This window comes from Bacillus sp. FJAT-45350, assembly GCF_002335805.1.
GTDB lineage: Bacteria > Bacillota > Bacilli > Bacillales > NISU01 > FJAT-45350.
The window spans coordinates 132,087-155,135 of the sequence record NZ_NISU01000002.1; the positions used below are offsets into that span (position 1 = coordinate 132,087).

Annotated in this window: 21 protein-coding genes, 1 other RNA gene and 2 pseudogenes; 17 read left to right on the forward strand and 7 right to left on the reverse strand. The window is 37.0% G+C overall.

Annotation, left to right across the window (positions count from 1 at the left end; all coding sequences use genetic code 11):
- Nucleotides 1–33 precede the first annotated feature (33 nt).
- The 16 genes and pseudogenes from CD003_RS17205 (at nt 34) to CD003_RS17275 (ending at nt 17,436) form a co-directional block, all read left to right on the forward strand.
- On the forward strand, nt 34–1,053 hold the full coding sequence (locus CD003_RS17205) for a sugar-binding transcriptional regulator (RefSeq protein WP_096202483.1): 1,020 nt from the start codon (nt 34–36) through the stop codon (nt 1,051–1,053).
- 100 nt (nt 1,054–1,153) lie between these two features.
- Nucleotides 1,154–2,161 (forward strand): type I glyceraldehyde-3-phosphate dehydrogenase, encoded by a 1,008-nt coding sequence (gene gap, locus CD003_RS17210; RefSeq protein ID WP_096202484.1) that lies wholly within the window; start codon nt 1,154–1,156, stop codon nt 2,159–2,161.
- 103 nt (nt 2,162–2,264) lie between these two features.
- Nucleotides 2,265–3,449 carry a phosphoglycerate kinase gene (locus tag CD003_RS17215; protein ID WP_096202485.1) on the forward strand — a complete coding sequence of 395 codons (1,185 nt, stop codon included), beginning with the start codon at nt 2,265–2,267 and terminating at the stop codon, nt 3,447–3,449.
- A 40-nt stretch (nt 3,450–3,489) separates the two neighbouring features.
- Nucleotides 3,490–4,245 (forward strand): triose-phosphate isomerase, encoded by a 756-nt coding sequence (tpiA, locus tag CD003_RS17220; protein WP_096202486.1) that lies wholly within the window; start codon nt 3,490–3,492, stop codon nt 4,243–4,245.
- Nucleotides 4,242–5,774, forward strand: a complete 1,533-nt coding sequence (gene gpmI, locus CD003_RS17225; protein WP_096202487.1) for a 2,3-bisphosphoglycerate-independent phosphoglycerate mutase — start codon at nt 4,242–4,244, stop codon at nt 5,772–5,774. The genes tpiA and gpmI overlap by 4 nt, the downstream gene beginning before the upstream one ends.
- Before the next feature lie 681 nt (nt 5,775–6,455).
- Nucleotides 6,456–7,745 carry a phosphopyruvate hydratase gene (eno, locus tag CD003_RS17230; protein ID WP_096202488.1) on the forward strand — a complete coding sequence of 430 codons (1,290 nt, stop codon included), beginning with the start codon at nt 6,456–6,458 and terminating at the stop codon, nt 7,743–7,745.
- A 369-nt stretch (nt 7,746–8,114) separates the two neighbouring features.
- The gene (secG, locus tag CD003_RS17235; protein ID WP_096202489.1) at nt 8,115–8,345 is read left to right on the forward strand and encodes a preprotein translocase subunit SecG; all 231 of its coding nucleotides are present in this window, start codon (nt 8,115–8,117) and stop codon (nt 8,343–8,345) included.
- A 236-nt stretch (nt 8,346–8,581) separates the two neighbouring features.
- Nucleotides 8,582–9,328 carry an alpha/beta hydrolase gene (locus tag CD003_RS17240; protein ID WP_096202490.1) on the forward strand — a complete coding sequence of 249 codons (747 nt, stop codon included), beginning with the start codon at nt 8,582–8,584 and terminating at the stop codon, nt 9,326–9,328.
- An 89-nt stretch (nt 9,329–9,417) separates the two neighbouring features.
- Entirely contained in the window at nt 9,418–11,733 is a 2,316-nt protein-coding gene (gene rnr / locus CD003_RS17245) for a ribonuclease R (RefSeq protein ID WP_096202491.1), read from the forward strand.
- Between the two features lie 189 nt (nt 11,734–11,922).
- Entirely contained in the window at nt 11,923–12,435 is a 513-nt protein-coding gene (locus CD003_RS17250) for a hypothetical protein (protein ID WP_096202492.1), read from the forward strand.
- 155 nt (nt 12,436–12,590) lie between these two features.
- On the forward strand, nt 12,591–13,061 hold the full coding sequence (smpB, locus tag CD003_RS17255; RefSeq protein ID WP_096202493.1) for an SsrA-binding protein SmpB: 471 nt from the start codon (nt 12,591–12,593) through the stop codon (nt 13,059–13,061).
- A gap of 156 nt (nt 13,062–13,217) precedes the next feature.
- Nucleotides 13,218–13,551: a transfer-messenger RNA gene (ssrA, locus tag CD003_RS17260) on the forward strand.
- 1,044 nt (nt 13,552–14,595) lie between these two features.
- Nucleotides 14,596–15,651: pseudogene (locus CD003_RS22745) on the forward strand (cache domain-containing protein); the annotation flags it as partial.
- Between the two features lie 318 nt (nt 15,652–15,969).
- Nucleotides 15,970–16,596: pseudogene (locus tag CD003_RS22750) on the forward strand (methyl-accepting chemotaxis protein); the annotation flags it as partial.
- 172 nt (nt 16,597–16,768) lie between these two features.
- Nucleotides 16,769–17,095 (forward strand): hypothetical protein, encoded by a 327-nt coding sequence (locus CD003_RS17270; protein ID WP_096202495.1) that lies wholly within the window; start codon nt 16,769–16,771, stop codon nt 17,093–17,095.
- A 20-nt stretch (nt 17,096–17,115) separates the two neighbouring features.
- Entirely contained in the window at nt 17,116–17,436 is a 321-nt protein-coding gene (locus CD003_RS17275; protein WP_096202496.1) for a methyl-accepting chemotaxis protein, read from the forward strand.
- A gap of 186 nt (nt 17,437–17,622) precedes the next feature.
- On the opposite strand, the gene CD003_RS17280 is transcribed toward CD003_RS17275, so the two are convergent.
- Nucleotides 17,623–17,817: an aspartyl-phosphate phosphatase Spo0E family protein gene (locus tag CD003_RS17280; RefSeq protein WP_096202497.1), complete on the reverse strand. Its 195-nt coding sequence runs from the start codon at nt 17,815–17,817 to the stop codon at nt 17,623–17,625.
- 729 nt (nt 17,818–18,546) lie between these two features.
- Here CD003_RS17280 and cyoE point away from each other — a divergent pair.
- Entirely contained in the window at nt 18,547–19,461 is a 915-nt protein-coding gene (gene cyoE, locus CD003_RS17285; protein ID WP_096202498.1) for a heme o synthase, read from the forward strand.
- A gap of 130 nt (nt 19,462–19,591) precedes the next feature.
- Here the strand turns inward: cyoE and CD003_RS17290 are convergent, their stop codons facing one another.
- From CD003_RS17290 to CD003_RS17315, 6 genes are all read right to left on the reverse strand, one after another.
- A complete protein-coding gene (locus tag CD003_RS17290) occupies nt 19,592–20,854 on the reverse strand; it encodes a stalk domain-containing protein (RefSeq protein ID WP_096202499.1) in 1,263 nt (420 codons plus the stop codon).
- A gap of 145 nt (nt 20,855–20,999) precedes the next feature.
- Complete coding sequence (locus CD003_RS17295) at nt 21,000–21,569, reverse strand: manganese catalase family protein (protein WP_096202500.1); 570 nt, start codon at nt 21,567–21,569, stop codon at nt 21,000–21,002.
- Between the two features lie 37 nt (nt 21,570–21,606).
- Entirely contained in the window at nt 21,607–21,876 is a 270-nt protein-coding gene (locus CD003_RS17300) for a spore coat protein CotJB (RefSeq protein WP_096202501.1), read from the reverse strand.
- Nucleotides 21,873–22,118: a spore coat associated protein CotJA gene (locus CD003_RS17305; RefSeq protein WP_096202502.1), complete on the reverse strand. Its 246-nt coding sequence runs from the start codon at nt 22,116–22,118 to the stop codon at nt 21,873–21,875. The genes CD003_RS17300 and CD003_RS17305 overlap by 4 nt, the downstream gene beginning before the upstream one ends.
- Nucleotides 22,119–22,303: 185 nt before the next feature.
- Nucleotides 22,304–22,645, reverse strand: coding sequence for a spore coat protein (locus CD003_RS17310; protein ID WP_096202503.1), 342 nt, complete (start codon nt 22,643–22,645; stop codon nt 22,304–22,306).
- Nucleotides 22,646–22,664: 19 nt separating this feature from the next.
- Nucleotides 22,665–22,943, reverse strand: coding sequence for a hypothetical protein (locus tag CD003_RS17315; protein WP_096202504.1), 279 nt, complete (start codon nt 22,941–22,943; stop codon nt 22,665–22,667).
- Nucleotides 22,944–23,049: the final 106 nt, after the last annotated feature.

Here is a 23,049-nt window from a genome sequence, read left to right on the forward strand (position 1 = left end):
CTATGACCTCTGTAATGGTAAGGAGATCTTTCAATGCGATTATTATTAGACATTCAGAAAAAATTATTACCAGATGTACTAGATATCATGGTGAAGAGATTTCGGATATTACAATTTATTCGACTAATGGAGCCAATCGGTCGTAGAAGCCTATCTTCTAGTTTGGATATTTCAGAACGTGTTTTGCGAAGTGAAGTTACTTTTTTGAAAGAACAAGGTTTGCTTAACGTAGCTTCAGCTGGTATGAGTCTTAGTAGCGAAGGGAAAACGTTATTACTTCAACTAGAAGAAGTAATGAAAGAACTATTAGGTTTGAAAGTTTTAGAACAACGTCTTTCGGAAACATTACAAGTAGATCAAGTGATAGTACTACCCGGTAATAGCGATGAGTTTCCATGGGTTAAGAAAGAAATGGGAAGAGCATGTGTGGCAATGTTAAAAAAGAAATTTCAAGAAAATGATGTTGTTGCGGTGACAGGCGGGACTACTCTTGCTTCGGTAGCTGAGATGATGACACCAGAAAGTAGCGAGGTAACTTTTGTACCTGCTCGTGGTGGAATCGGTGAACAAATGGAGAATCAAGCGAATACAATAAGTGCACGCATGGCTCAAAATGCGGAGGGGAGTTATCGTCTCCTTCATGTACCAGACCAATTGAGTGAAGAAGCATACTTATCATTAATTTCTGAGCCATCAGTTAAAGAGGTTATCGAGTTAATTAAAGCCTCTAGTATCGTTATCCATGGGATAGGAGAAGCTACTACTATGGCTTCAAGAAGAGGATCGCCTGAATCAATTATAAAAAAAATAAAAGCTGAAAAAGCAGTTGCAGAAGCTTTTGGTTATTATTTTGATAAATCAGGAGATATTATTCACAGGGAACGAACGATAGGCTTACAGCTTGAAGATCTAAACGAAGAAAAATATGTAATTGCAGTTGCAGGTGGGACGTCAAAAGCAGAGGCGATTTCTGCTTATATGAATTACCGACCTAGCCATGTTCTCATAACAGATGAGGCTGCTGCAAAGACTTTATTGAATGTAAGAGTATAGGTGAACAAAGGGTAGCTCTAAATGATGCTCACGTCTTCAAGTGAACAACCCTTTTCAATAATAAATAAAATTTTTTTTACACTTAGGGAGGAATTTTTTAATGGCAACTAAAGTAGGTATTAATGGATTTGGACGTATTGGACGTATTGTATTTCGAGCAGCGATGGAAAACCCTAATGTAGATGTAGTGGCGATTAATGACTTAACTGATGCTAATATGTTAGCTCATTTATTAAAATATGACTCTGTTCATGGAACATTCAATGCTGAGGTATCTGTAAATGGAGAGAACTTAGTAGTTAATGGACAAGAGATTCAAGTAACAGCTGAGCGTAACCCTGCAGATTTAAAATGGGGAGAGTTTGGTATAGATGTAGTTGTAGAAGCGACAGGTCGCTTTACATCTCGTGAAGATGCTTCTAAACATATTGATGCTGGAGCTAAAAAAGTTATCATTTCAGCACCTGCTTCAAATGAAGACATTACAATTGTATTAGGTGTTAACGAAGAAAAGTATGATGCAGCGAGTCACCATGTTATTTCAAATGCATCTTGTACAACGAACTGCTTAGCACCATTTGCGAAGGTTCTTAACGATAACTTTGGTATTCGCCGCGGTATGATGACAACAGTTCACTCATACACAAATGACCAACAAATTTTAGACTTACCACATAAAGATTACCGTCGTGCTCGTGCTGCGGCTGAATCAATTATCCCTACTACGACAGGTGCAGCAAAAGCAGTTGCATTAGTATTACCTGAGTTAAAAGGGAAGCTTAACGGTGGTGCAATGCGTGTTCCGACACCGAATGTATCTCTTGTAGATTTAGTAGTTGAGTTAGATAAAGATACGACAGCAGAAGAAATTAATGCGAAATTCAAAGAAGCTGCAGAAGGTCCGTTAAAAGGAATTCTAGCTTATAGTGAATTACCTTTAGTTTCTAAAGACTACAATGGTTGCCCTATGTCTTCAACTGTTGATGGCTTATCAACAATGGTAATGGAAGGAAATATGGCAAAAATTATTTCTTGGTACGATAACGAAGCAGGCTATTCGTATCGTGTAGTAGATTTAGTTGAATATATTGCTAAACAAGGACTATAATCATCTATAGTGAAAATGTTGGTAGAGGAGGAGGAAGTCACCATGAATCCTCGCTCCTCTTTCTTCTTTTCCTTATTATTTAACCTGAGGGGGATCACTTAAAATGAACAAGAAAACAGTTCGTGACGTAGAGCTACAAGGAAAAAAGGTTTTTTGCCGTGTGGACTTTAATGTGCCTATGAGTAATGGTGAAGTAACAGATGATACGCGTATTCGTGCGGTTCTTCCGACGATTCAATACCTGATTGAACAAGGAGCTAAGATTATTTTAGCTAGTCACCTTGGTCGTCCAAAAGGGGAAGTTGTGGAAGAATTACGTCTTGATGCGGTAGCAAAACGACTAAGTGACTTGCTAGCAAAAGAAGTAACGAAAACAGATGAAGCTTATGGTTCTGAGGTTAATGACTCTATTTCAAACTTGAACAATGGTGATGTACTTCTTTTAGAAAATGTTCGTTTCTATCCAGGAGAAGAAAAGAACGATGAAGCGTTAGCAAAGGAATTTGCAGCACTTGCGGACCTTTATGTAAATGATGCATTCGGTGCCGCTCACCGGGCGCATGCTTCGACTGAAGGGATTGCTCAGCACATTCCAGCGGTGGCAGGCTTCCTTATGGAGAAAGAACTAGAGGTACTTGGTAAGGCTCTATCAAATCCAGAGCGCCCTTTCACTGCGATTATTGGTGGAGCAAAAGTAAAGGACAAAATCGGTGTAATTGATAACCTTTTAGATAAGGTTGATAACTTAATCATCGGTGGTGGACTAGCTTATACTTTTACAAAGGCAAAAGGCTATGAAATCGGGAAATCTTTATTAGAAGAAGATAAGATTGATTTAGCTAAGTCTTTTATCGAAAAGGCTGAAAAGAAAGGTGTTAAATTCTACATGCCTGAGGATGTTGTCATAGCTGATGAATTTTCTAGAGATGCGACAACTCAAGTAGTAGATGTAGATTCAATTCCAGCTGATTGGCAAGGGCTCGATATTGGTCCAAAAACATGCGATACATATCGTGAAGTCATCCTGAATTCAAAGCTTGTACTTTGGAATGGACCTATGGGTGTATTTGAATATGAAGCTTTTGCTAATGGAACAAAATCAGTAGCAGTTGCCTTAGCTGATGCGGACGACGCTTATACTGTTATTGGTGGTGGGGATTCTGCTGCAGCTGTAGAGAAGTTCAACTATGCTGATAGCATGAGCCATATTTCTACTGGTGGAGGAGCTTCTTTAGAGTTTATGGAAGGAAAAGACCTTCCAGGTGTAGTGGCTCTTAATGATAAATAACTTATAAGAATTCATTCATACTGATACGGGGTGTAAAAAAATGCGTAAACCAATTATTGCTGGAAACTGGAAAATGAACAAAACGTTACAGGAGGCTGTATCATTCGTTCAGGAAGTAAAATCAACAATTCCAGCTTCTACTAGTGTTGATTCAGTTGTTTGTTCTCCTGCATTATTTTTAGATGCATTAGTAAAAGAAACAGAAGGAACAGAATTGAAAATTGGTGCACAAACGATGCACTTTGAAGAAAGTGGGGCATTTACGGGAGAAGTAAGTCCTGTTGCTCTACAAGATATCGGTGTTTCTTATGTCATCATTGGTCATTCAGAGCGTCGTGAAATGTTTGCTGAGACTGATGAGACAGTAAATAAAAAGGTTCATGCTGCATTTAAACATTCTTTAGTACCAATTATATGTTGCGGTGAAACGTTAGAAGAGCGTGAAGCGGGTAAAACAAATGAGTTAGTAAAAGGACAAGTTGAAAAAGGTCTTGAGGGCTTATCTGAAGACCAAGTAAAACAGCTTGTGATTGCTTATGAGCCAATTTGGGCTATCGGTACAGGAAAGTCTTCGTCTTCAGCGGAAGCAAATGAAACGTGTGCACATATTCGTTCAGTTGTATCAGCTAAGTTTGGTGAGGAAGCAGCAAATGCTGTTCGCATTCAATACGGTGGAAGTGTAAAACCTGAGAATATTGCCGAGTATTTAGGTCAGTCAGATATTGACGGTGCTCTTGTTGGTGGAGCAAGTCTTGAGCCTAGTTCGTTCGTACAGCTATTGGAGGCAGAAAAATGAGTCAAAAGCCAGTCGCAATGATCATACTTGATGGGTTTGCCCTTCGAGATGAAACAAAGGGGAATGCAGTTGCACTAGCCAAAAAGCCGAACTTCGATAGGTATTGGGATAAATACCCACATACGACGTTAAAAGCATCAGGCGAAGCAGTTGGTCTACCAAAGGGACAAATGGGGAATTCGGAGGTTGGGCATCTTAACATTGGTGCTGGCCGTATTGTTTACCAAAGCTTAACTAGAGTGAATATGTCTATTCGTGAAGGTGAGTTTTTTGAGAATGAAACGTTCCTAAATGCGATACGACATGTAAATGAGAAGGATAGTAGTCTTCATTTATATGGACTGTTATCAGATGGTGGTGTACACAGTCATATTGAGCATTTATTTGCTTTACTTGAGTTAGCGAAAAAAGAAAATGTAAAGCAAGTATATATTCATGGCTTTTTAGATGGTCGTGATGTAGGTCCGACTTCAGCTGAAGTTTATATTCGTGATTTACAGAATAAAATTGACGAATTAGGTATCGGTAAAATTGCATCGATTCATGGTCGCTACTATGCAATGGACCGTGACAGACGTTGGGATCGTGTTGAAAAATCCTATCGTGCAATGGCCTATGGAGATGGTCCTACATATAAAAGTGGACTAGAAGTTCTAGAAGACTCTTATAATAATGAAATTCACGATGAGTTTGTTGTTCCGTCAGTAATCACAGATGAAGGTGGAAACCCAGTAGGGAATATTGAGGACAATGATGCAATCATATTCTTTAACTTCCGACCGGACAGAGCAATCCAAATGTCACAGGTATTCACAAATGAAGACTTTCGTGGCTTTGATCGTGGAGACAAGCATCCTAGAGACCTTCACTATGTGTGCCTGACACATTTTAGTGAAACAGTTCAAGGGTACGTAGCATTCCAACCAACAAATTTAGATAATACATTAGGAGAAGTTGTCTCTCAGCAAGGCTATAAGCAATTACGGATTGCAGAGACAGAAAAATATCCTCATGTGACATTCTTTTTTAGTGGAGGACGTGAAGAGAAGTTTCCTGGTGAAGAGAGAATTTTAATTGATTCACCAAAGGTAGCAACTTACGACCTTCAGCCAGAAATGAGTGCTTATGAGGTAACAGATGCGTTAGTTGCAGAAATTGAAGCAGACAAGCATGATGTTATTGTTCTTAATTTTGCTAATCCGGATATGGTCGGTCATTCAGGTATGGTTGAACCAACAGTCAAAGCAGTTGAAGTAACAGATGAATGCTTAGGTAGAGTTGTTGATGCCATTGTGGCAAAAGGTGGAGCTGCTATTATTACTGCCGACCATGGAAATGCGGATGAGGTATTGACTGTTGATGATAAGCCAATGACGGCACATACGACAAATCCAGTTCCTGTGATTGTAACAAAAGAAGGCTTAGAATTAAGAGAAGACGGAATTCTTGCAGATTTATCACCGACATTGCTGTCACTTTTAGGTGCTGAGCAACCGAAGGAAATGACAGGGAAGACGTTGGTGAAGTAATTAATTGAGGGTATAAGAGACTAAAAAAGTAATGACTTCGAAGTAAAAAGAAAATGCAACGGAGCATATTCGAAGAAGGCAATGGCTGCACACGCTGCGCGCCTATTATGAGAAAACCACTCGTAATAGGCTTAAAATAAGGCAGCGGTTGACTCGGATTGAGAGTAATCTTTAGTGCATTCAGGGAGAGCAATGGCTTCGTACGCTGCACGTCTTTTAAGAGAAAACCACTCATGAAAGACTAAAAACAAAGCAGCGACTACAAAGTAGAATGAAGTTGACTCGGGGAAGGCAATGGCTGCACACGCTGCGCGCCTATTATGAGAAAACCACTCATAATAGGCTTAAAATAAGGCAGCGGTTACGCTCATTGCATTGCAAAATAAAAAAAGTAAAAATCAACTTTTTTATTTTGCAGGAGTTTTGACAATTTTCGCGAATGAATTAGGTGCACTTATCGTACGCTATGTTTGATTAAAGAATTTGTTCAAAAAGGTCGGATTTTACCTTTTTGAACAAATTCGAGGCAATGAGCGTAGCCGCTGTATTCTTTTAAAAGCCTTGCTAGGAGTGGTTTTCTCCTAGTAAGGCGCACAGCGCGCGAAGCCATTGCCACTACTTTTTGAACATGCTCTTAAAGTGTAAAATCTATTGGTTTTAAATAAAAAGGAGATGAAAATTATGACGATTATTGCTGATGTGTATGCACGTGAAGTCTTAGACTCTCGTGGTAATCCAACAGTTGAAGTAGAAGTTCATCTAGAGTCTGGAGCTATGGGTCGTGCGTTAGTTCCAAGTGGTGCTTCTACAGGCGAATACGAAGCTGTTGAGCTTCGTGACGGTGGAGACCGTTATATGGGGAAAGGTGTTCTTAAAGCAGTTGAGCATGTGAACGAAGACATTGCTCCTGAGTTAGTTGGTTTTGATGCTCTTGACCAAGTTGGGATCGACCAATTACTTATTGAATTAGATGGAACTAGTAACAAAGAAAAATTAGGTGCTAATGCAATCCTTGGAGTTTCTATGGCGGTTGCACATGCTGCTGCAGATGCTTTAGATTTACCATTATACGTTTATCTTGGCGGATTCAATGCAAAACAATTACCAGTACCAATGATGAACATCTTAAATGGTGGAGAGCATGCTGATAACAACGTGGACATTCAAGAGTTCATGGTTATGCCAGTAGGAGCTGAAAACTTCAGTGAGGCTCTTCGTATGGGTACTGAAATTTTCCACAACCTTAAAGCTGTTCTTAAAGGAAAAGGCTACAACACGGCTGTAGGTGATGAAGGTGGTTTCGCGCCGAACTTAGCTTCAAATGAAGAAGCTCTTCAAACAATCATGGAAGCCATTGAAAAAGCAGGGTACAAGCCTGGTGAACAAATTATGCTTGCAATGGATGCAGCTGCTTCTGAAATGTATGAAGACGGTAAGTACCACTTAAAAGGAGAAGGTGTAGTAAAAACTTCTCAAGAAATGGTGGAATACTATACTAATTTAGTTTCTAAGTACCCAATCATCTCAATTGAAGATGGACTTGACGAAAACGACTGGGATGGATGGAAGAAGCTTACGGATGCACTAGGTGATAAAGTACAGCTTGTAGGTGACGACTTATTCGTAACAAACACTGCAAAGCTTTCTGAAGGTATTGAAAAAGGAATTGGTAACTCAATTCTTATCAAAGTTAACCAAATCGGTACATTAACTGAAACATTTGATGCGATTGAAATGGCAAAACGTGCAGGTTACACAGCGGTTATCTCTCACCGTTCAGGTGAAACAGAAGATGCTACAATTGCTGATATTGCCGTAGCAACAAACGCAGGACAAATCAAAACAGGTGCACCTTCACGTACTGACCGTGTAGCAAAATACAACCAATTACTACGTATTGAAGATGGTTTAGCTACAATTGGTCAATATGGGGGACGTAAAGCGTTTTATAACCTTAATAAGTGCAATTAAGAATTATTGGTTATGAGTTATGAATTTAAGTGCGAATTGCAAATGTAGAATTGCAAATTGCAAAACGTTTTAAGTATGTATGGAGTTTTCAGGGGACTTCATGCTTACTGAATAATATTTGAGGTAGAGTCTTCAGGGGGCTCTATCTTTTTTAATTATGAGTTACGAGTTATGAGTTATGAATGGAAAACATAATTTTACCTATAATAAAATAAACTGACTTGCAAAATATAGAGATGGTTTATTACTTCTCTTTAAAAATTCATAACTCATACCTCATCATTCATAATTAACAACCCCCCTTGTACTCACACTTCTCTTGTGGTAAATTAGAAGGTAGTGTGAACTGTTTTTTTGGAGGTGGATTTAGTGCAAACATTAGCTTTTGTACTATTAATTGTTGTATCAATCGCTTTAATCGTAGTTGTCTTACTTCAATCTGGACGTAGTGCTGGTCTTTCTGGGGCTATCTCTGGTGGAGCAGAGCAAATAATCGGTAAGCAAAAAGCACGTGGTATTGATGCGTTTTTAAGTAAAGCGACAGTTGTTCTTGGGGTGTTGTTTTTCTTACTAACAATTGCAGTTGCGTATCTTATCTAACAAGATAAATGAAGAGCGGATGAAGAAGTGGTGAGCAGAGCAGCTTACTGCTTTTTTTATTTGTTTTGAATTGCAAGGTCAGATTCAAGAGTAACCTTCCTTTCAAGTGGGAATAATGCAAATATATATACATGATATTAGGGAATATTTATCCTTTTCAGTGGATTTTTACATATGATTGTGCTACTTTTGAGGATAGCAATCAAAGACAGAGAGTAAATAGGAAGTGATTGAACATGAAAATAGTAGCACCGAAGCCGTTTACATTTGAAGGAGGCAAACGAGCTGTTCTATTGTTACATGGCTTTACAGGCAATACAGCGGATGTACGAATGCTCGGACGTTTTTTACAAGAGAGAGGGTATACGTGTCATGCTCCATTGTACAAAGGTCATGGGGTTCCACCGGAGGAATTACTTATGGCTGGGCCAGAGGATTGGTGGGAAGATGTACGTCAAGGGTACGAGCTTTTGAAAGATGAAGGATATGAAGAGATTGCCGTTTGCGGTTTATCTCTTGGAGGGGTATTTTCCTTAAAAGTAGGATACACTTTACCTGTAAAGGGAATTGTCCCAATGTGTGCACCGGCTATTACGAAGGCTGAGGGCTTGAAGTATCAAGGGATTGTAGACTACGCTCAAGATTACAAAAAACGAGAGCAAAAGTCTGAGGAACAAATTAAAGCTGAAATGGAAAAATTTAAAGAAACACCAATGGAATCTCTGAAGGACTTGAAAAACTTAATAGAAGATGTTCGTGAAAATCTAGATTATATTTATAATCCTGTATTCGTCATACAAGCGAGACACGATGAAACAATAGATAGTGAAAGTGCTAATATTATTTATGACAATGTCGAGAGTGAAAAGAAAGAAATCAAATGGTACGAGGAATCAACACATGTCATTACACTAGGCAAAGAAAAAGAACAGCTACATGAAGACGTGTATCAGTTCTTAGAAAGTCTAGAGTGGACAGTTTGATTAATTATGAATGATGAGTTATGAGTGATGAATTTATAATTCATAACTAGTAATTTGTAATTGCTCTTAAAATAGGAAGGAGTGTTGGTATGAGTGAGAAACGTGTAGAGCAGCTTCTCTCGTTTATGAAAGAGGAAGCGTACAAACCATTATCCGTTACAGAGCTTGAAGAGGCTTTTGGATTAAAGGACTCAAGTGAATTTAAGGAGTTTGTTAAGGTATTGAATCAAATGGAGGAGTCAGGACAGATTGTTCGGACTCGTAATAACCGCTATGGTGTTCCTGAGAAAATGAACCTTGTGAAAGGGAGAGTACAAGGGAACGCAAAAGGTTTTGCTTTTATCATTCCTGAAGAATCTGGTGAAAAAGATGTTTATGTTAATCAGGGTGATTTAGAAGGGGCGATGAATGGGGATATTGTTCTCGTTCGTCTACACCAAAAGTCAACAGGTTCAAGACCTGAGGGGAAAGTAATTAAAATCATTGAGCGTCGTGTTACGGATGTAGTAGGGACGTTCGTAGATAATGAGCAATACGGTATTGTTATTGCTGATGATAAGCGTATCCCAAATGATATTTTTATCCCTAAAAATGCTGACAAAGGTGCAGTAGATGGTCACAAAGTTGTTGTGAAAATTAAGAAATACCCTGAAGGAAGAATGTCTGCTGAAGGTGAAGTTATTGAAGTTTTAGGTCATAAAAATGATCCAGGCATCGATATTTTATCTATCATTTATAAGCATGGTTTACCACAGGCATTTCCTGAGGAAGTTACTTCTCAAGCTGAGGGTGTGCCAGATCAAATTGATCCAGCTGAAATTAAAAACCGTCGGGATTTAAGAGACCAAACAATTGTAACAATTGATGGTGCTGACGCGAAGGACTTAGATGATGCTGTCAATGTTGAGCGATTAGAAAATGGGAACTACAAGCTAGGTGTTCATATTGCTGATGTTACCTACTATGTAAGAGAAGGTTCTCCAATAGACAGAGAAGCTGCAGAGCGTGGGACAAGTGTATACTTAGTCGACCGAGTAATCCCGATGATACCTCATCGCTTATCTAATGGGATTTGTAGTCTAAATCCACAAGTAGACCGACTTACATTATCATGTGAGATGGAAATTAATCCTGAAGGACAAGTTATTAAGCATGATATTTTCCAAAGTGTAATTCGAACTACGGAAAGAATGACATATACCGATGTAAGGAAGATTTTATTAGAAGAGGATGAAGAGGTAACAAAACGATATGAGCCTCTAATTCCGTTCTTCAAAGACATGGAAGAGCTTGCAGCTATTTTACGTAAAAAACGATTTGGGCGTGGTGCAATTGACTTTGACTTTAAAGAAGCGAAAGTTCTTGTAGATGAGGAAGGAAAGCCACAGGATATTGTGATAAGGGAGCGTTCTGTAGCTGAGAAGCTGATTGAAGAATTTATGCTTGCTGCAAATGAAACGATAGCTGAGCATTTCCATTGGATGAAGCTACCGTTTATGTATCGTATTCATGATGACCCAGATGCAGAGAAGCTAGGGAAGTTTTTAGAATTCATCACGAACTTTGGCTATGTTGTACGTGGAAATGCAAATACAGTCCATCCTAGAGCGTTACAGGAGCTATTAGATGAAGTTCGAGGTAAACCAGAAGAGACGGTAATTAGTACGGTCATGCTTCGATCAATGCAACAGGCAAAATATGACCCAGAGAGTCTGGGGCACTTTGGTTTATCTACTGAATTCTACACTCACTTTACGTCACCGATTCGTCGTTATCCGGACTTAATCGTTCATCGCTTAATTCGAAAGTATTTAATTCAGAACAAAGTGGATGAAGAGACACAACAAGAATGGAATGAGAAGCTACCATTAATTGCGAAGCATTCTTCTGAAATGGAACGCCGTGCAGTTGAAGCAGAACGTGACACTGATGCATTGAAAAAAGCGCAATACATGGAAGATAAAATTGGTGAAACGTTCACTGGTATGGTTAGTGGTGTAACCAATTTCGGTATTTTCGTCGAGCTTGAAAATACAATTGAAGGGTTAGTGCATGTATCAAACCTAACAGACGATTACTATCATTATGATGAAAAGCAATATGCGATGATCGGTGAGCGAACAGGTCATGTTATACGTATTGGTGATGAGCTAGAAGTTCGCTGTATCAATGTAAATGTGGACGAAGTGTCAATTGATTTTGAAATTGTCGGTATGAAGGATAACAAGCGTGAGCGACCGCAAAAGCCAAAAATCATTGTAGGTGGCAAACGCAATCCAAAACCACAAAGAAAAGATGGGCAAGAAGAAAAAGATCCGAAAAAGAAAAAGAAGAAAAAGAACAAACCGTACTACGAAAATGCTCCTAAGAATAAGCGTAAAAAAGGTAAGAAGAGCAAGGGGTAAAGAAGAGCAATTGTTAATGGTTAATTGACAATTGTTAATTATGGATGCTGAATTATGATTTATTAATTTAGGGTGAGCCTGTGGCTTGCCTTTTTTTTTGAGGAAATCTAGTTAGAAAGATAATGTAGTGTATAAAAGTATAATCTGTTGGGAACAAAGGTAGGTGAGATGAAAAGGAGGTAAGGATTAATGAATAAAATGAAACTAGTAGTTGCTGGGGTATTCTTAGGTTCTATTTTAGTTGGATGTTCTGATAATCAGGAGGAAGAACCTGAGGCAACTGAAACAATTGCTGAAGTAGATGAACAAGAGGAACATGCTCATGGGCATGATATGGAGAGAGTGCCTGAAGAATGGGCGAATGAAGACAGTGTAAATCATGATATTGATTATACATATGAATTGACATTGGATGAACGTGTATTGACTTTTGATATTGAAACGATAAACCTAGAGCTGTCTGCTGAGAACTATGGAGTGAAAAATGTGGACGGGGAAGGGCATGCACATATTTGGTTGAAAAAAGAGGGAGAAAAGGTAGGGACTCGAATTGGTGTGAAAGAAAATCATTTTACAAAAGAACTTGACCTTGAAGAGTTTCCTCCTGGCAAGTATGAAGTAGAAGTAGAGCTTGCTGAAAACAATCATACACCAATTCCAGGCACACAAAGGAAAGAAAAGACAATAATAATTGAAGAGTAATTATCGAGAGAGGCTGGGACAAAAGGTCAAAAGACCTTTTGTCCCAGCCTCTATAATTCCATACAAGAAGAAATTAAATTAGTAGCTCTCATTCGCATTCCCTGCTAATTATTGTTATAATGATTAAATGAAATGAAAGCAGAGGAGGCAATAATATGGCGAAGTCGACCGAGGGGAAAGTTGTAGCTCAAAACAAAAAAGCAAGACATGATTATTTTATTGAAGAAACATACGAAGCAGGCATTGTATTGACTGGAACGGAAATAAAGTCTGTACGTGGTGGTCGTGCTAATATTAAAGATGCCTTTGCTAGAATTCAAAATGGTGAAGCTTTTTTAATTAATGCTCACATTAGCCAATATGAACAAGGAAACCGTTACAATCATGATCCGGATCGAACGAGAAAGCTATTGCTTCATAAGAAACAAATTAGCCAGCTAATTGGTCAAACACGCGAAAAGGGATATTCGTTAATTCCATTAAAGATTTATATTAAAAATGGGTTTGCTAAAGTTTTAATTGGTCTTGCAAAGGGTAAAAAGAATTACGATAAGAGAGAAACATTGAAAAAGAAAGATGCAAAGCGTGAAGTAGAGCGCGCATTCAGAGACAGTCAAAAGATGTAATGTGTAATACAGAAACTGGAATTTGAATTTCTCCATGAATGTGTTATAATAAAAATGTACCAAGGCAAGCATACAACTTCATATGCGCTATAAGCCAAACATCTTCCATCGTATTCGTTCAATTAAGTTTGAACAATACCTATTATATGGGGACGTTTTGGATTCGACAGGGATAGTTTGAGCTTAAGTTGCGAGTCGAGGGGGTCGGCCTCGTTAAAACGCCAACGCCTATAACTGGCAAAGAACAAAACAACTTCGCTTTAGCAGCCTAGTCTGCTAGCGGTTCCGCCCTCCATCGCCCATGTGGTAGGTAACGGGACTCACTCTTAGTGGGCTACGCCGGATCTCACCGTCTGAGGGAAAAGGAAGAGAACAACCAGACTAGCGTCACAGAAGCCTGTTACTGGGCTGAAGTGATTGCGAAATGCTAATACAGTAACTACACTCGTAGAAGCTTAAGTGCCAATGTTTCTGGACGTGGGTTCGATTATGGAAATAGTCGCCTTGTGTGGTAACATACAAGTGAAAACTTGGCTTTATCGATGAAGTCTACGTCACCTTCGTGATAAGGTAACATCGAGCGGTATGTGGAGTAATCCAACAGCCGTGTATCGACTTATAGGCTGCCTAACATTAGGTAGTACTAGGATGCAGAATTCTATCTGGTACGATAAATTTATATTCTGTATAATACGCCAAGGGACTTGATAATCTCAAGTTCAAGATATAGTCAGTGCCATTGCGAAAGCATGGAATTACATGTCCCACCGTCTCCACCAATACATATATTGGTGGTTTTTTTGTGTTTAAATTTTAAAAAAGCTGTCTTCGAAAAGTTTTTTCTGAAGTAGAGTGGTTCTATTATACTTACCATTTCTTAGAGTGACACGGTCATAGTTTTCTAAGATATGAATTGCTCTTTTAAGTTTTTTGGGTATTTTTAAGATGGGTATGATAAATTTAAGAGTCCATCTATAATACCAGCAATATATGTTGCATCAGTATCTTTCATCTAAGTGGTTCATCTCCTTTCTTGGGAACGTATGTTTTATATTTCTTTTCCTCATATTATAATTGTTTGAATTTTACTTCACAAGAATTTTTTAGCTGTCATAGAAAAAATATTTTTTAAATTTTTGGTTATATTTATTTAGGTATTTTCATGATTTTTACTTCTTTAATTAACGTTTAAATGATCGAAAAATCCGTAGTTAATGCTATAAAGAGGCTGGAATAAAAGGTCTGCTTGACCTTTTATTCCATAGTGAGTTTACGAAGGTCGTTATCAAGAACATTGTTGAATGCCTTCTTATTTATTAAATGAATTAGCTTGGTAAATATACACATTCTACTAGTTATTAGTAGAATGTGTATATTTTTTATTGGAGCCTTTACAAGATATACGAACCAAAAAATAGTCTGAATATATAAAATATTTTATATAAAAAGTTTTGTATAAAAAGTTATGGTAAAATAGCCATTGTGCATTTCTACTATTATTGTGTTGTTTATTATAAATCTAAGGAGGAATTATATGTTTCGTAAAATTAATACGAAATTAGTGCTATCATTTATAACATTAATTTTCATTATTTTAACATCAGTCTCTACTACCACCTATTTCTTAAGTAAAGACTCTATAGAAGAAAATGCAAGAGTACAAGCTAGTTCTAGTGTACATGAAATGAAAACAGTCACTGAACTTTACTTGGATCAGTTCAGTACTAGTGTTGACCGATATAGTAGTAATGAAATGCTCATTCAGTTTTTACGTGATTCACAGAATGAAAATTCCAACTTCAGTTGGGAAAGTATTCAAACTGACTTTGGAAAATATCTAGAATCCTACCCCAATATCACTCTTGCATACATTGCTTCAGTTAGTCGAGATATGTACACCGAACCATTCGTCGATTTACCAGGTGATTATGATCCTACAACAAGACCTTGGTACATAGATGCAATTCAAAATCCAAATGAAGTTATTTTTACTGAACCATATATTGATAGTAGTAATGGAGAGTATGTATTAACTGTTGCTAAAGCAATCATTGATCCTCAAACGAATCAGACTTTAGGTGTTGTGGCGAATGACCTAAGTTTAGATTCGCTAGAACAAATCATTAGCGAAACTTTTGTAGGATATGACGGTTATTCAATATTGTTAGATAAACAAGGAGTAGCTTTAGTTCATCCTACTGAAAGAGGAAATGATTTATTTCATTTAGACTTTATACAATCGATGTATCAATCTGAAGAACAAGGGTATTTTGATTACATTTACAATGACCAAGCCCGCGTTCTATCCTATGGGACGATAGAACAAACGGATTGGAAAGTAGGAACCGTTTATTATGAAGAACGTTTACTTGAAGAAGCTAACCATTTCTTATTTATAATTTTTATAGTTTCACTGATAGGGATTGGGGTAGCTATAGTGGTCACTTATTTTATATCCCAAAGTTTGACCAAACCTATCTTGAGATTAAAAGAGCAAGTAAACAAAGTAGCAGAGGGAGATTTAACTGTTTACGTTAAATCAAAGTCTAAGGATGAGATTGGTGAACTATCAAATCACTTTAATGATATGGTAGGGAATATGAAAAAGCTTATTTCTTCTGTAGAACACTCTGTGACAGAAGTCTCGCAAGCATCGGAGAATTTAAGCGCAATTTCAGAAGAAACAACAGCTTCTAGCGAAGAAGTAGGAAGGGCCATCGCAGAAATTGCTAGTGGCGCAAATCAACAAGCATTTGATATTGAATTGGCAAATAAAAAGTCATTTACTTTATCTTCACAAATAGAGAAAGTCAGTGAACAAAATGAACAGATGAATGTCTTATCAAAAAAAGTGGACGAATCTAGTCAAAAAGGTGTAGCTCAAGCTGAAATCTTGAAAGTAAAAACTAATGAAACAAGCGAAGTTATTCAATCGGTAAATACGGACATTTCAAATTTAGTTAGTAAAATCAAAGAAATCGAGACGATAATCAGTAGTATAAATGAAATTTCCGAACAAACCAATTTACTAGCGTTAAACGCATCAATTGAGGCAGCTAGAGCTGGAGAACATGGAAAAGGGTTTGCGGTAGTGGCATCCGAAGTTCGTAAGTTGGCTGAACAATCTTCAGTAGCTACAGAAAAAGTGAAGCAAACCATTTTAGGTATTCAAGAAGAAACTACTAATGTGCTGGACACAATGGACAAGTCGAATAAAAGTTCAAAGGAACAAATTCAGGTAGCTCTAGATACCGAGAACGTATTTAAATCAATTAATAATAATTTACAAGATATTTTACAATCAATTAAAACGAGTAATGATGATATTCATGCAATGAATGGTTCGAAAGATGATGTGATTGGAACCCTCCAAAATGTTAGTGCTGTTGCTGAAGAGTCGGCCGCTTCAACCGAACAAATTACAGCATCGACTGAAGAACAGGTTAGAGCGATTCAATCGATGGCTAAGTCAGCTGAGAACTTAAACGAGTCTAGTGATAAACTTAGAGAAATGATAAAAGGATTTAAAATATAAGTTAAGGAAAAGCCATGGATTAAGTGAACTCCATGGCTTTTTTTGATTAGTAAACTAACAGTTGCTAAGATTTACTAATGCTAATTACCATCGATAAGTTCAGTTAGACATTGTATCAGAAGAGGTAGAAATCTTAGAAAAAAGAAGTGACAGAGCCGTAGTAATAACGGACATGGGAGCATTAATACGCTCTAAGTATATACAAGTAAGTGATTTTGTTAGAAACGGTACATATGATGAAAACTTCTATAACACACAGGATGAGAAATTAACTGGATATTTGAACTCTATCTCTACTAGAATGCACACCGATCAACAACAAGAACTTCTTCAGTCTATTGTGAGTGCAAATGAGAAGTTTGATGAACTTGCCATAGAAATTTTTAATGGGGATGAAGAAACTCAACGGATTCTTATTTCTGAATTGAACGTAACCCGTCACGATATAGTTACCAATACACTAGAACTTTACAAAGCGCAGTTGAAGGAAAAGAAGTAATTAATCAAACAATTCAACAAATGAATCAAATTAATACTCAAACTAAGAATACTTCAGAGGTAATAAAGCAATTAGGTGGAAAATCCGAAGAGATTGGTAATATTATTTCATTGATTACGAGTATTGCTGAACAAACAAATTTGTTAGCGCTAAATGCGACGATTGAAGCTGCTCGTGCTGGTGAACATGGCATTGCAAAAGAATCGGCTAATCATGCACAGAATGTAGCAGCATCAACCGAAGAAAGTAATGCTTCTATGGAAGAAGTGACAACATCAGCTGAATCCCTGGCTAAAATGGCTGAGGAGTTACAAGAGACTGTTCGGGTTTTTAAATTGTAGGTAAGTATTATATTTTAGAAAATAGCAACCTAAAAGAGTCGCTTCCTTTTTAGAGGGAGACGACTCTTTTAGGTTGCTATTTAGGAAGAGTTCCATCCAATTAAAAGGGAAAAAAACAACTGAATTGAAGTTTTTATTTCATGAAATTCAACACTAACTACCTTTGAATTGCTTTTGGTAGTCTAGTTAAACTACTAATTTATAAAAAGCTTGTATATTTTTATTAGTAGTATATAAGCTCCGCCTAATGTTTAATAACTGGTCTAATTCTTGGCTGCATCTAATAGTACTGCTATGTGTAAGCCCCTTTGTGATACCTACTTGAATCATTTCTTCTCTCTTTTTTTCTATGATTTCCTCTAATTCTTCCTTATTATCCATGACTAATTACTCCATCTCATTGTGAAAATTTGTATAAACTCTATTAATAATGACTAATTCTAGGTGTTTACATGATATTATGCTCATATAATTGGTTAAATTTAAAGGGTTTCGATAAAAATAGACAAAAAAAGAACTAGGGTGATAGCAAAGTAACTAAGTTAGAGGTCTATTGGTCAATACTTTATTTAAAAGTAATATATCATCATAAATTTGCTTTTTTACGAGTATATCGTCACATCTATTGTAGTCATTAATTAACAAATTAATTTCTTTAATAAATATAACCATTTCTTCGTTAGAAATCATTAATATCTCCTTTAGTGTAGTTTTAGAGTTGTATTTAGTGGTAATTTAATACTAAGATGTATATCTGAATTTAGGTAATAAGTAATAGTATAAAGGAAAGTGCACTAAAAAGAGATAACTTCGACAATTGTTTTATTAATTCGACAAGGTAAATTTAAAATGTATATTGCGCAAAATGTATGGGTCTAGACGGTGGTCACAAAACTGTCTTATTTTACTTCTTATTTAACAAGTAGTTAGATGAAACAGCTATTAGAAGAGGAAGGGGATTCATGGTTTTCCAATATCCGTGAAGTTATCCACTAGGCTTTTTATCTTTTCAGTGTTGAAAGCTAGTTATAATATGACGAAACATGTATAATGATATTGTTTCTACTATCAAAAGGTATTAAATAGATAAATAGAATGGGAGACATGCTTGTGAAAAACACTGGTGGAGTTGTAAGTAAACCCATTCCATTGAAGCAATATTATTCATGGAAAGTGATAAGGGCCATTATAAAAACGGGGATTATTAATTCTAACTCAATGGGCATGCTTGCAGGGTTATGCCTTGCTTTGTATGTAAACAATTTAAGCTTTGTTGAAAATTTCCCTGTTGTTATCTTAGCTCTAATAGGTACTTCATTTGTTATTGGTGGCTCAGGTGCAATTAACAATTATTATGATCGTGATATAGATGGGGTTATGGAACGGACAAAGATTAGGCCGACTGTAGATGGCACTATTAATCCTAAGTTTGCTATATGGCTAGGGTTCTTCCTTGTGATTGTCGGGGTAGGTATTTTATTAACAATATCTCCATTGACGGCACTGATAGGATTTTTAGGTTTTTTCTTTTACGTTGTACCATATACAATGCTAACAAAACGTAAGACAATATATAATACTGAAGTGGGAAGCATTTCAGGAGCTATGCCTCCATTAATGGGGTGGGCTGCGATTTCTTCAGATATATTTCACCCTGTAGCGATTGGGCTTTTTGTTCTACTGTTTTTATGGCAGCCTCCTCATTTTTATGCAATTGCGATTAGAAGGATGGAGGAATATAGGGCGGCAGGAGTACCAATGCTCCCTGTTGTAAAAGGAATTCATCGTACAAAAGTACAGGCGATTGTATATATCGTAATATTGCTATTTTCTTCATTTTTATTTTTCCCTTACAGTAAAATAATTGCATTTACAATGTTTGGATTAACACTTGCTTGGTTATTAATTGGGGTCATTAATTTTAATAAAGTTGATGCAATCAAATGGGCAACAAAAATGTTTGTCTTTTCGTTAATTCATTTGACTGTTCTTTTTGTGTTAATGATTGTCATTTCGTTTATATAGTCTTATAAGAAAGAGCTCAGACACGTATTTGGTCTGAGCTCTTTCTATATTGATTTAAAAAATAGCAACAATCACATAATTGCAGAAACAACATAATGGTTGTCTCAAAACTGTAAAACTTAATAGATACTTATTTTATTGAACGACCCGCTGCAATTTCTATTTGCTTATGCATAGAATCCTGTACTAAACCATCTTTATGTCTTGTACTATTGAAAAAATGGATACAGAAATGACCATTATAATTATTATTCTTAATTACATGATCACCATGTGGCATTGAGTGCATAGCTGCAGCTAATTTTCTCCCATCAACTTCAACAATAATTGCACGTGGAGTCCAAGAATATTGGCCACCCCAAATTTCTCTCATAGTTTGAGCGTCTTGAGCAGTAAGCGGCTCGCTGTCTGCATGGTTTCCACCCATTGTATGACGAACTTGAAATGTTCGACCAGTTTGGAAATCTGTTATTGTAGCTGTTTTTCCAGTAGAAAATACATACCTTGCTTCAGTCCACCAGTCAAGTACTTCACCATGTTTATCTGATACAACTGGTTTAGTTGGTATGTGGTACTCTGGTATACGAACTGTTTGTCCAATTTTCAACGTACTTCTTGTTGTAAGGTTATTCTCTTTTAGCAATTCATTAAATGGAACACCGTATTGTGTACTTAAATTCCATATAGTATCGCCTGAACGTATCGTATGATCAATATATGTAACAGTTACACTAGAGTTACTTGCAGTAGACGTAGTATCTTGTGCCAAAGTAGAGTTACCTGAATGTATATGTAACCTTTGTCCAATATGTAAGGTATCAGTAGATAGATTGTTACCATTCTTAAGTTCAGTGACAGTTGTACCAAATCGATTAGCAATATTAAATAATGTATCGCCAGCTACCACGGTATAAACAGTTGTAGTTGCATTGGCTACAGCTGTATGTGGTGGTGCAGTTGATTGTACTTTATGGTCGGTTGAGGAAAGTGTAACAGTACGTGTAGCACCATTCCAATCCACAGTTAAGCCTAATGTTTCACTTATAAATCGTAGAGGGACCATTGTCGAACCATTCATAATCATTGCTGGAGGAATTGTTATCTGTGTTCCGTTTACATTAGCGATTGTTGAACCAACAACAAATGATATTGTTTTATTGTCTTGTATGATCGTTACTGTTCTAGAGCTATTATTCCAATTAACTTTTGCCCCTAATGATTCAGAAACAGCTCGAATAGGGACCAACGTAGAACCGTTATGTAGAACTGCCTGAGTCTGTAATTCTATCCCATCTAAAATAATTCGCGGGTTGTTATTTGCTTGAGTTGAATCCAGTGGATAAGAAAGACTAGCTAATAGTAACACAAGTAATAAGAAACATAATTTTTTCATGGTGTTCCTCCTAGTTTATTAGGTTATCAATTACATAATATAAGAAAACTAGTCTAATAAATAGAGGTTTTTTTAGGGAGAAATAACAGACAATTGGGAATGTAATAAAAAAGCTACGTAGGATTCGGCCTACGTAGCTAATAAACTAAAACACTTTCTTTCGATCCCGTTCTTCTTTTAACATTTCTACTGCTTCTCTAAAACGCTGTGAATGAACGACTTCACGTTCTCGTAAGAAACGCAAACCATCATTTAAGTCAGGATCATCAGATTGATCGATAATCCACTGGTATGTTGCACGAGCTTTTTCTTCAGCTGCAATATCTTCATATAAATCTGCTATTGGATCCCCTTTTGCTTGGATATAGGACGCTGTCCAAGGAACACCTGCGGCATTATTGTAGAACAATGCACTGTCATGGGAAACATAGTGTTCTGCAAGACCTGCAGCTTTTAATTGTTCTGGTGTTGCATCTTTTGTCAACTTATAAATCATTGTAGCAATCATTTCCAAGTGTGCAAATTCTTCTGTACCTATATCTGTTAAAAGCCCAATGACTTTTTCAGGAATAGTATAACGTTGATTAAGGTAGCGTAATGCGGCAGCAAGTTCGCCATCAGCCCCACCGTATTGTTCAACTAAATATTTAGCTAGTTGAGGGTTGCATGTACTAACCTTTACTGGGTATTGAAGCTTTTTTTCGTAAATCCACATAAAAATATTTTCCCCCTCTGTAAATTCTAGTACGTAATTATATCTGCCATGGCCAAGGGCCTTCGTTCCAATTCCAAGGATAGGCACTTGGACTTTGACCGTATTGGAGTAATGGTCCGTATATTTGTTCAACCTGGCATCGAAGCTGGTGTCTTATTTGCGAAAAGTGATTAAATTGGTTGATGGCATCGGAGTCATCAGGGTGAGTATCGAGGTATAATGTTAATTCTAATAAAACAAAGTCAACCGACTGTAGTTCTTCCATTAGCTGATAAAATTCTTTTGGAAGCTGTTTTTGTTGTTTCATTCTCCACCCTCCTGACTTTCTCTATGGTGTTTGTAAGGGCTGTAGTATGGATCGTAAAAAATTGGCCAAAGCGTACCGGCGTACAGTGCTTCTCTAGGAGACGAAAATTGAGGAGTGCCATATGGTTGGTAGCCGACATAGAGATTTGGTGGTGTGGAATAAGGCTTTTTTAAAATTGGAGGACATGGATCAAAGGGACTGACATAAGGGTAATAATACTTTCTCGTTGTAAACTTATTCATCTAAGTGCTTCCCCCTTATTATGATTTTGCATCCTTCAGATTATATTGAGGGGGACGATGATTTAGAACAGAACTTTTGCGAAATATTAAGTAACTTTGAGAAATGTATTATGTACAACCCTATAGAGGTGGAATGTATTAAAAAAAGCAATGGTGTTGGGAGACACCATTGCTGAAACTATTTTTTAAGACATCGTGTTAGTATTGCTGTAAGGAAATTGATTCGTGTAGCCAGAGAATTGCTGGTATGATTGTTGTAATTTCTCTTGAGGAGTTGCCTCAAAAGAATACCAACCTTTTTTAAACATCGTGTTAAATAGCTCTCTTTGGCAATTTTGAGACTCATTTGCGATTGCACTAAGATCACGGTATAAATTTTCATGACTAGCTTCGTTCATCGCAGTGCTATAAGAACTAGTCATATATTTTTCTGTAGCCAAAATATCATTTATAAAGTCACGGTCAGACATTTGTGGAGTTTCTGGTACTTCTGTTTTAGGGTTTTGAATTTTGTTTTGTTGGTTCATCCTTCATCACTCCTATTGATTATTGAAGTTGCTGTTGTTGCATTTGGCTAGGTTGATTTTGGCTTTGCAAATGGCCTAATAATTTTTGGTAATGTCTCTCATGCATTTGTCCAGCCTTTTGGATTGCGTTTTTTACTTCAGGATCCATGCATTGCTGGGCAAAGAAGTTACATTTTTTCATTGCAAGTAAATTCCAAGATAACATATCACTAATATAGAGGTGGTCCTTACTTGTAACTACATTTGGTGGTTGGGGCATGATGCCTTGTTGTTGGGTTACATTTTGCTGCTGTTGCATAATCATCCTCCTTTTTTCTTTGGAAAAGGGGAGAGCGGAACTCTCTCTTATCCACTTTGTATCAATCGATCAAGATTAGTATGTTTCAAATAGAGGAAGTTATAAC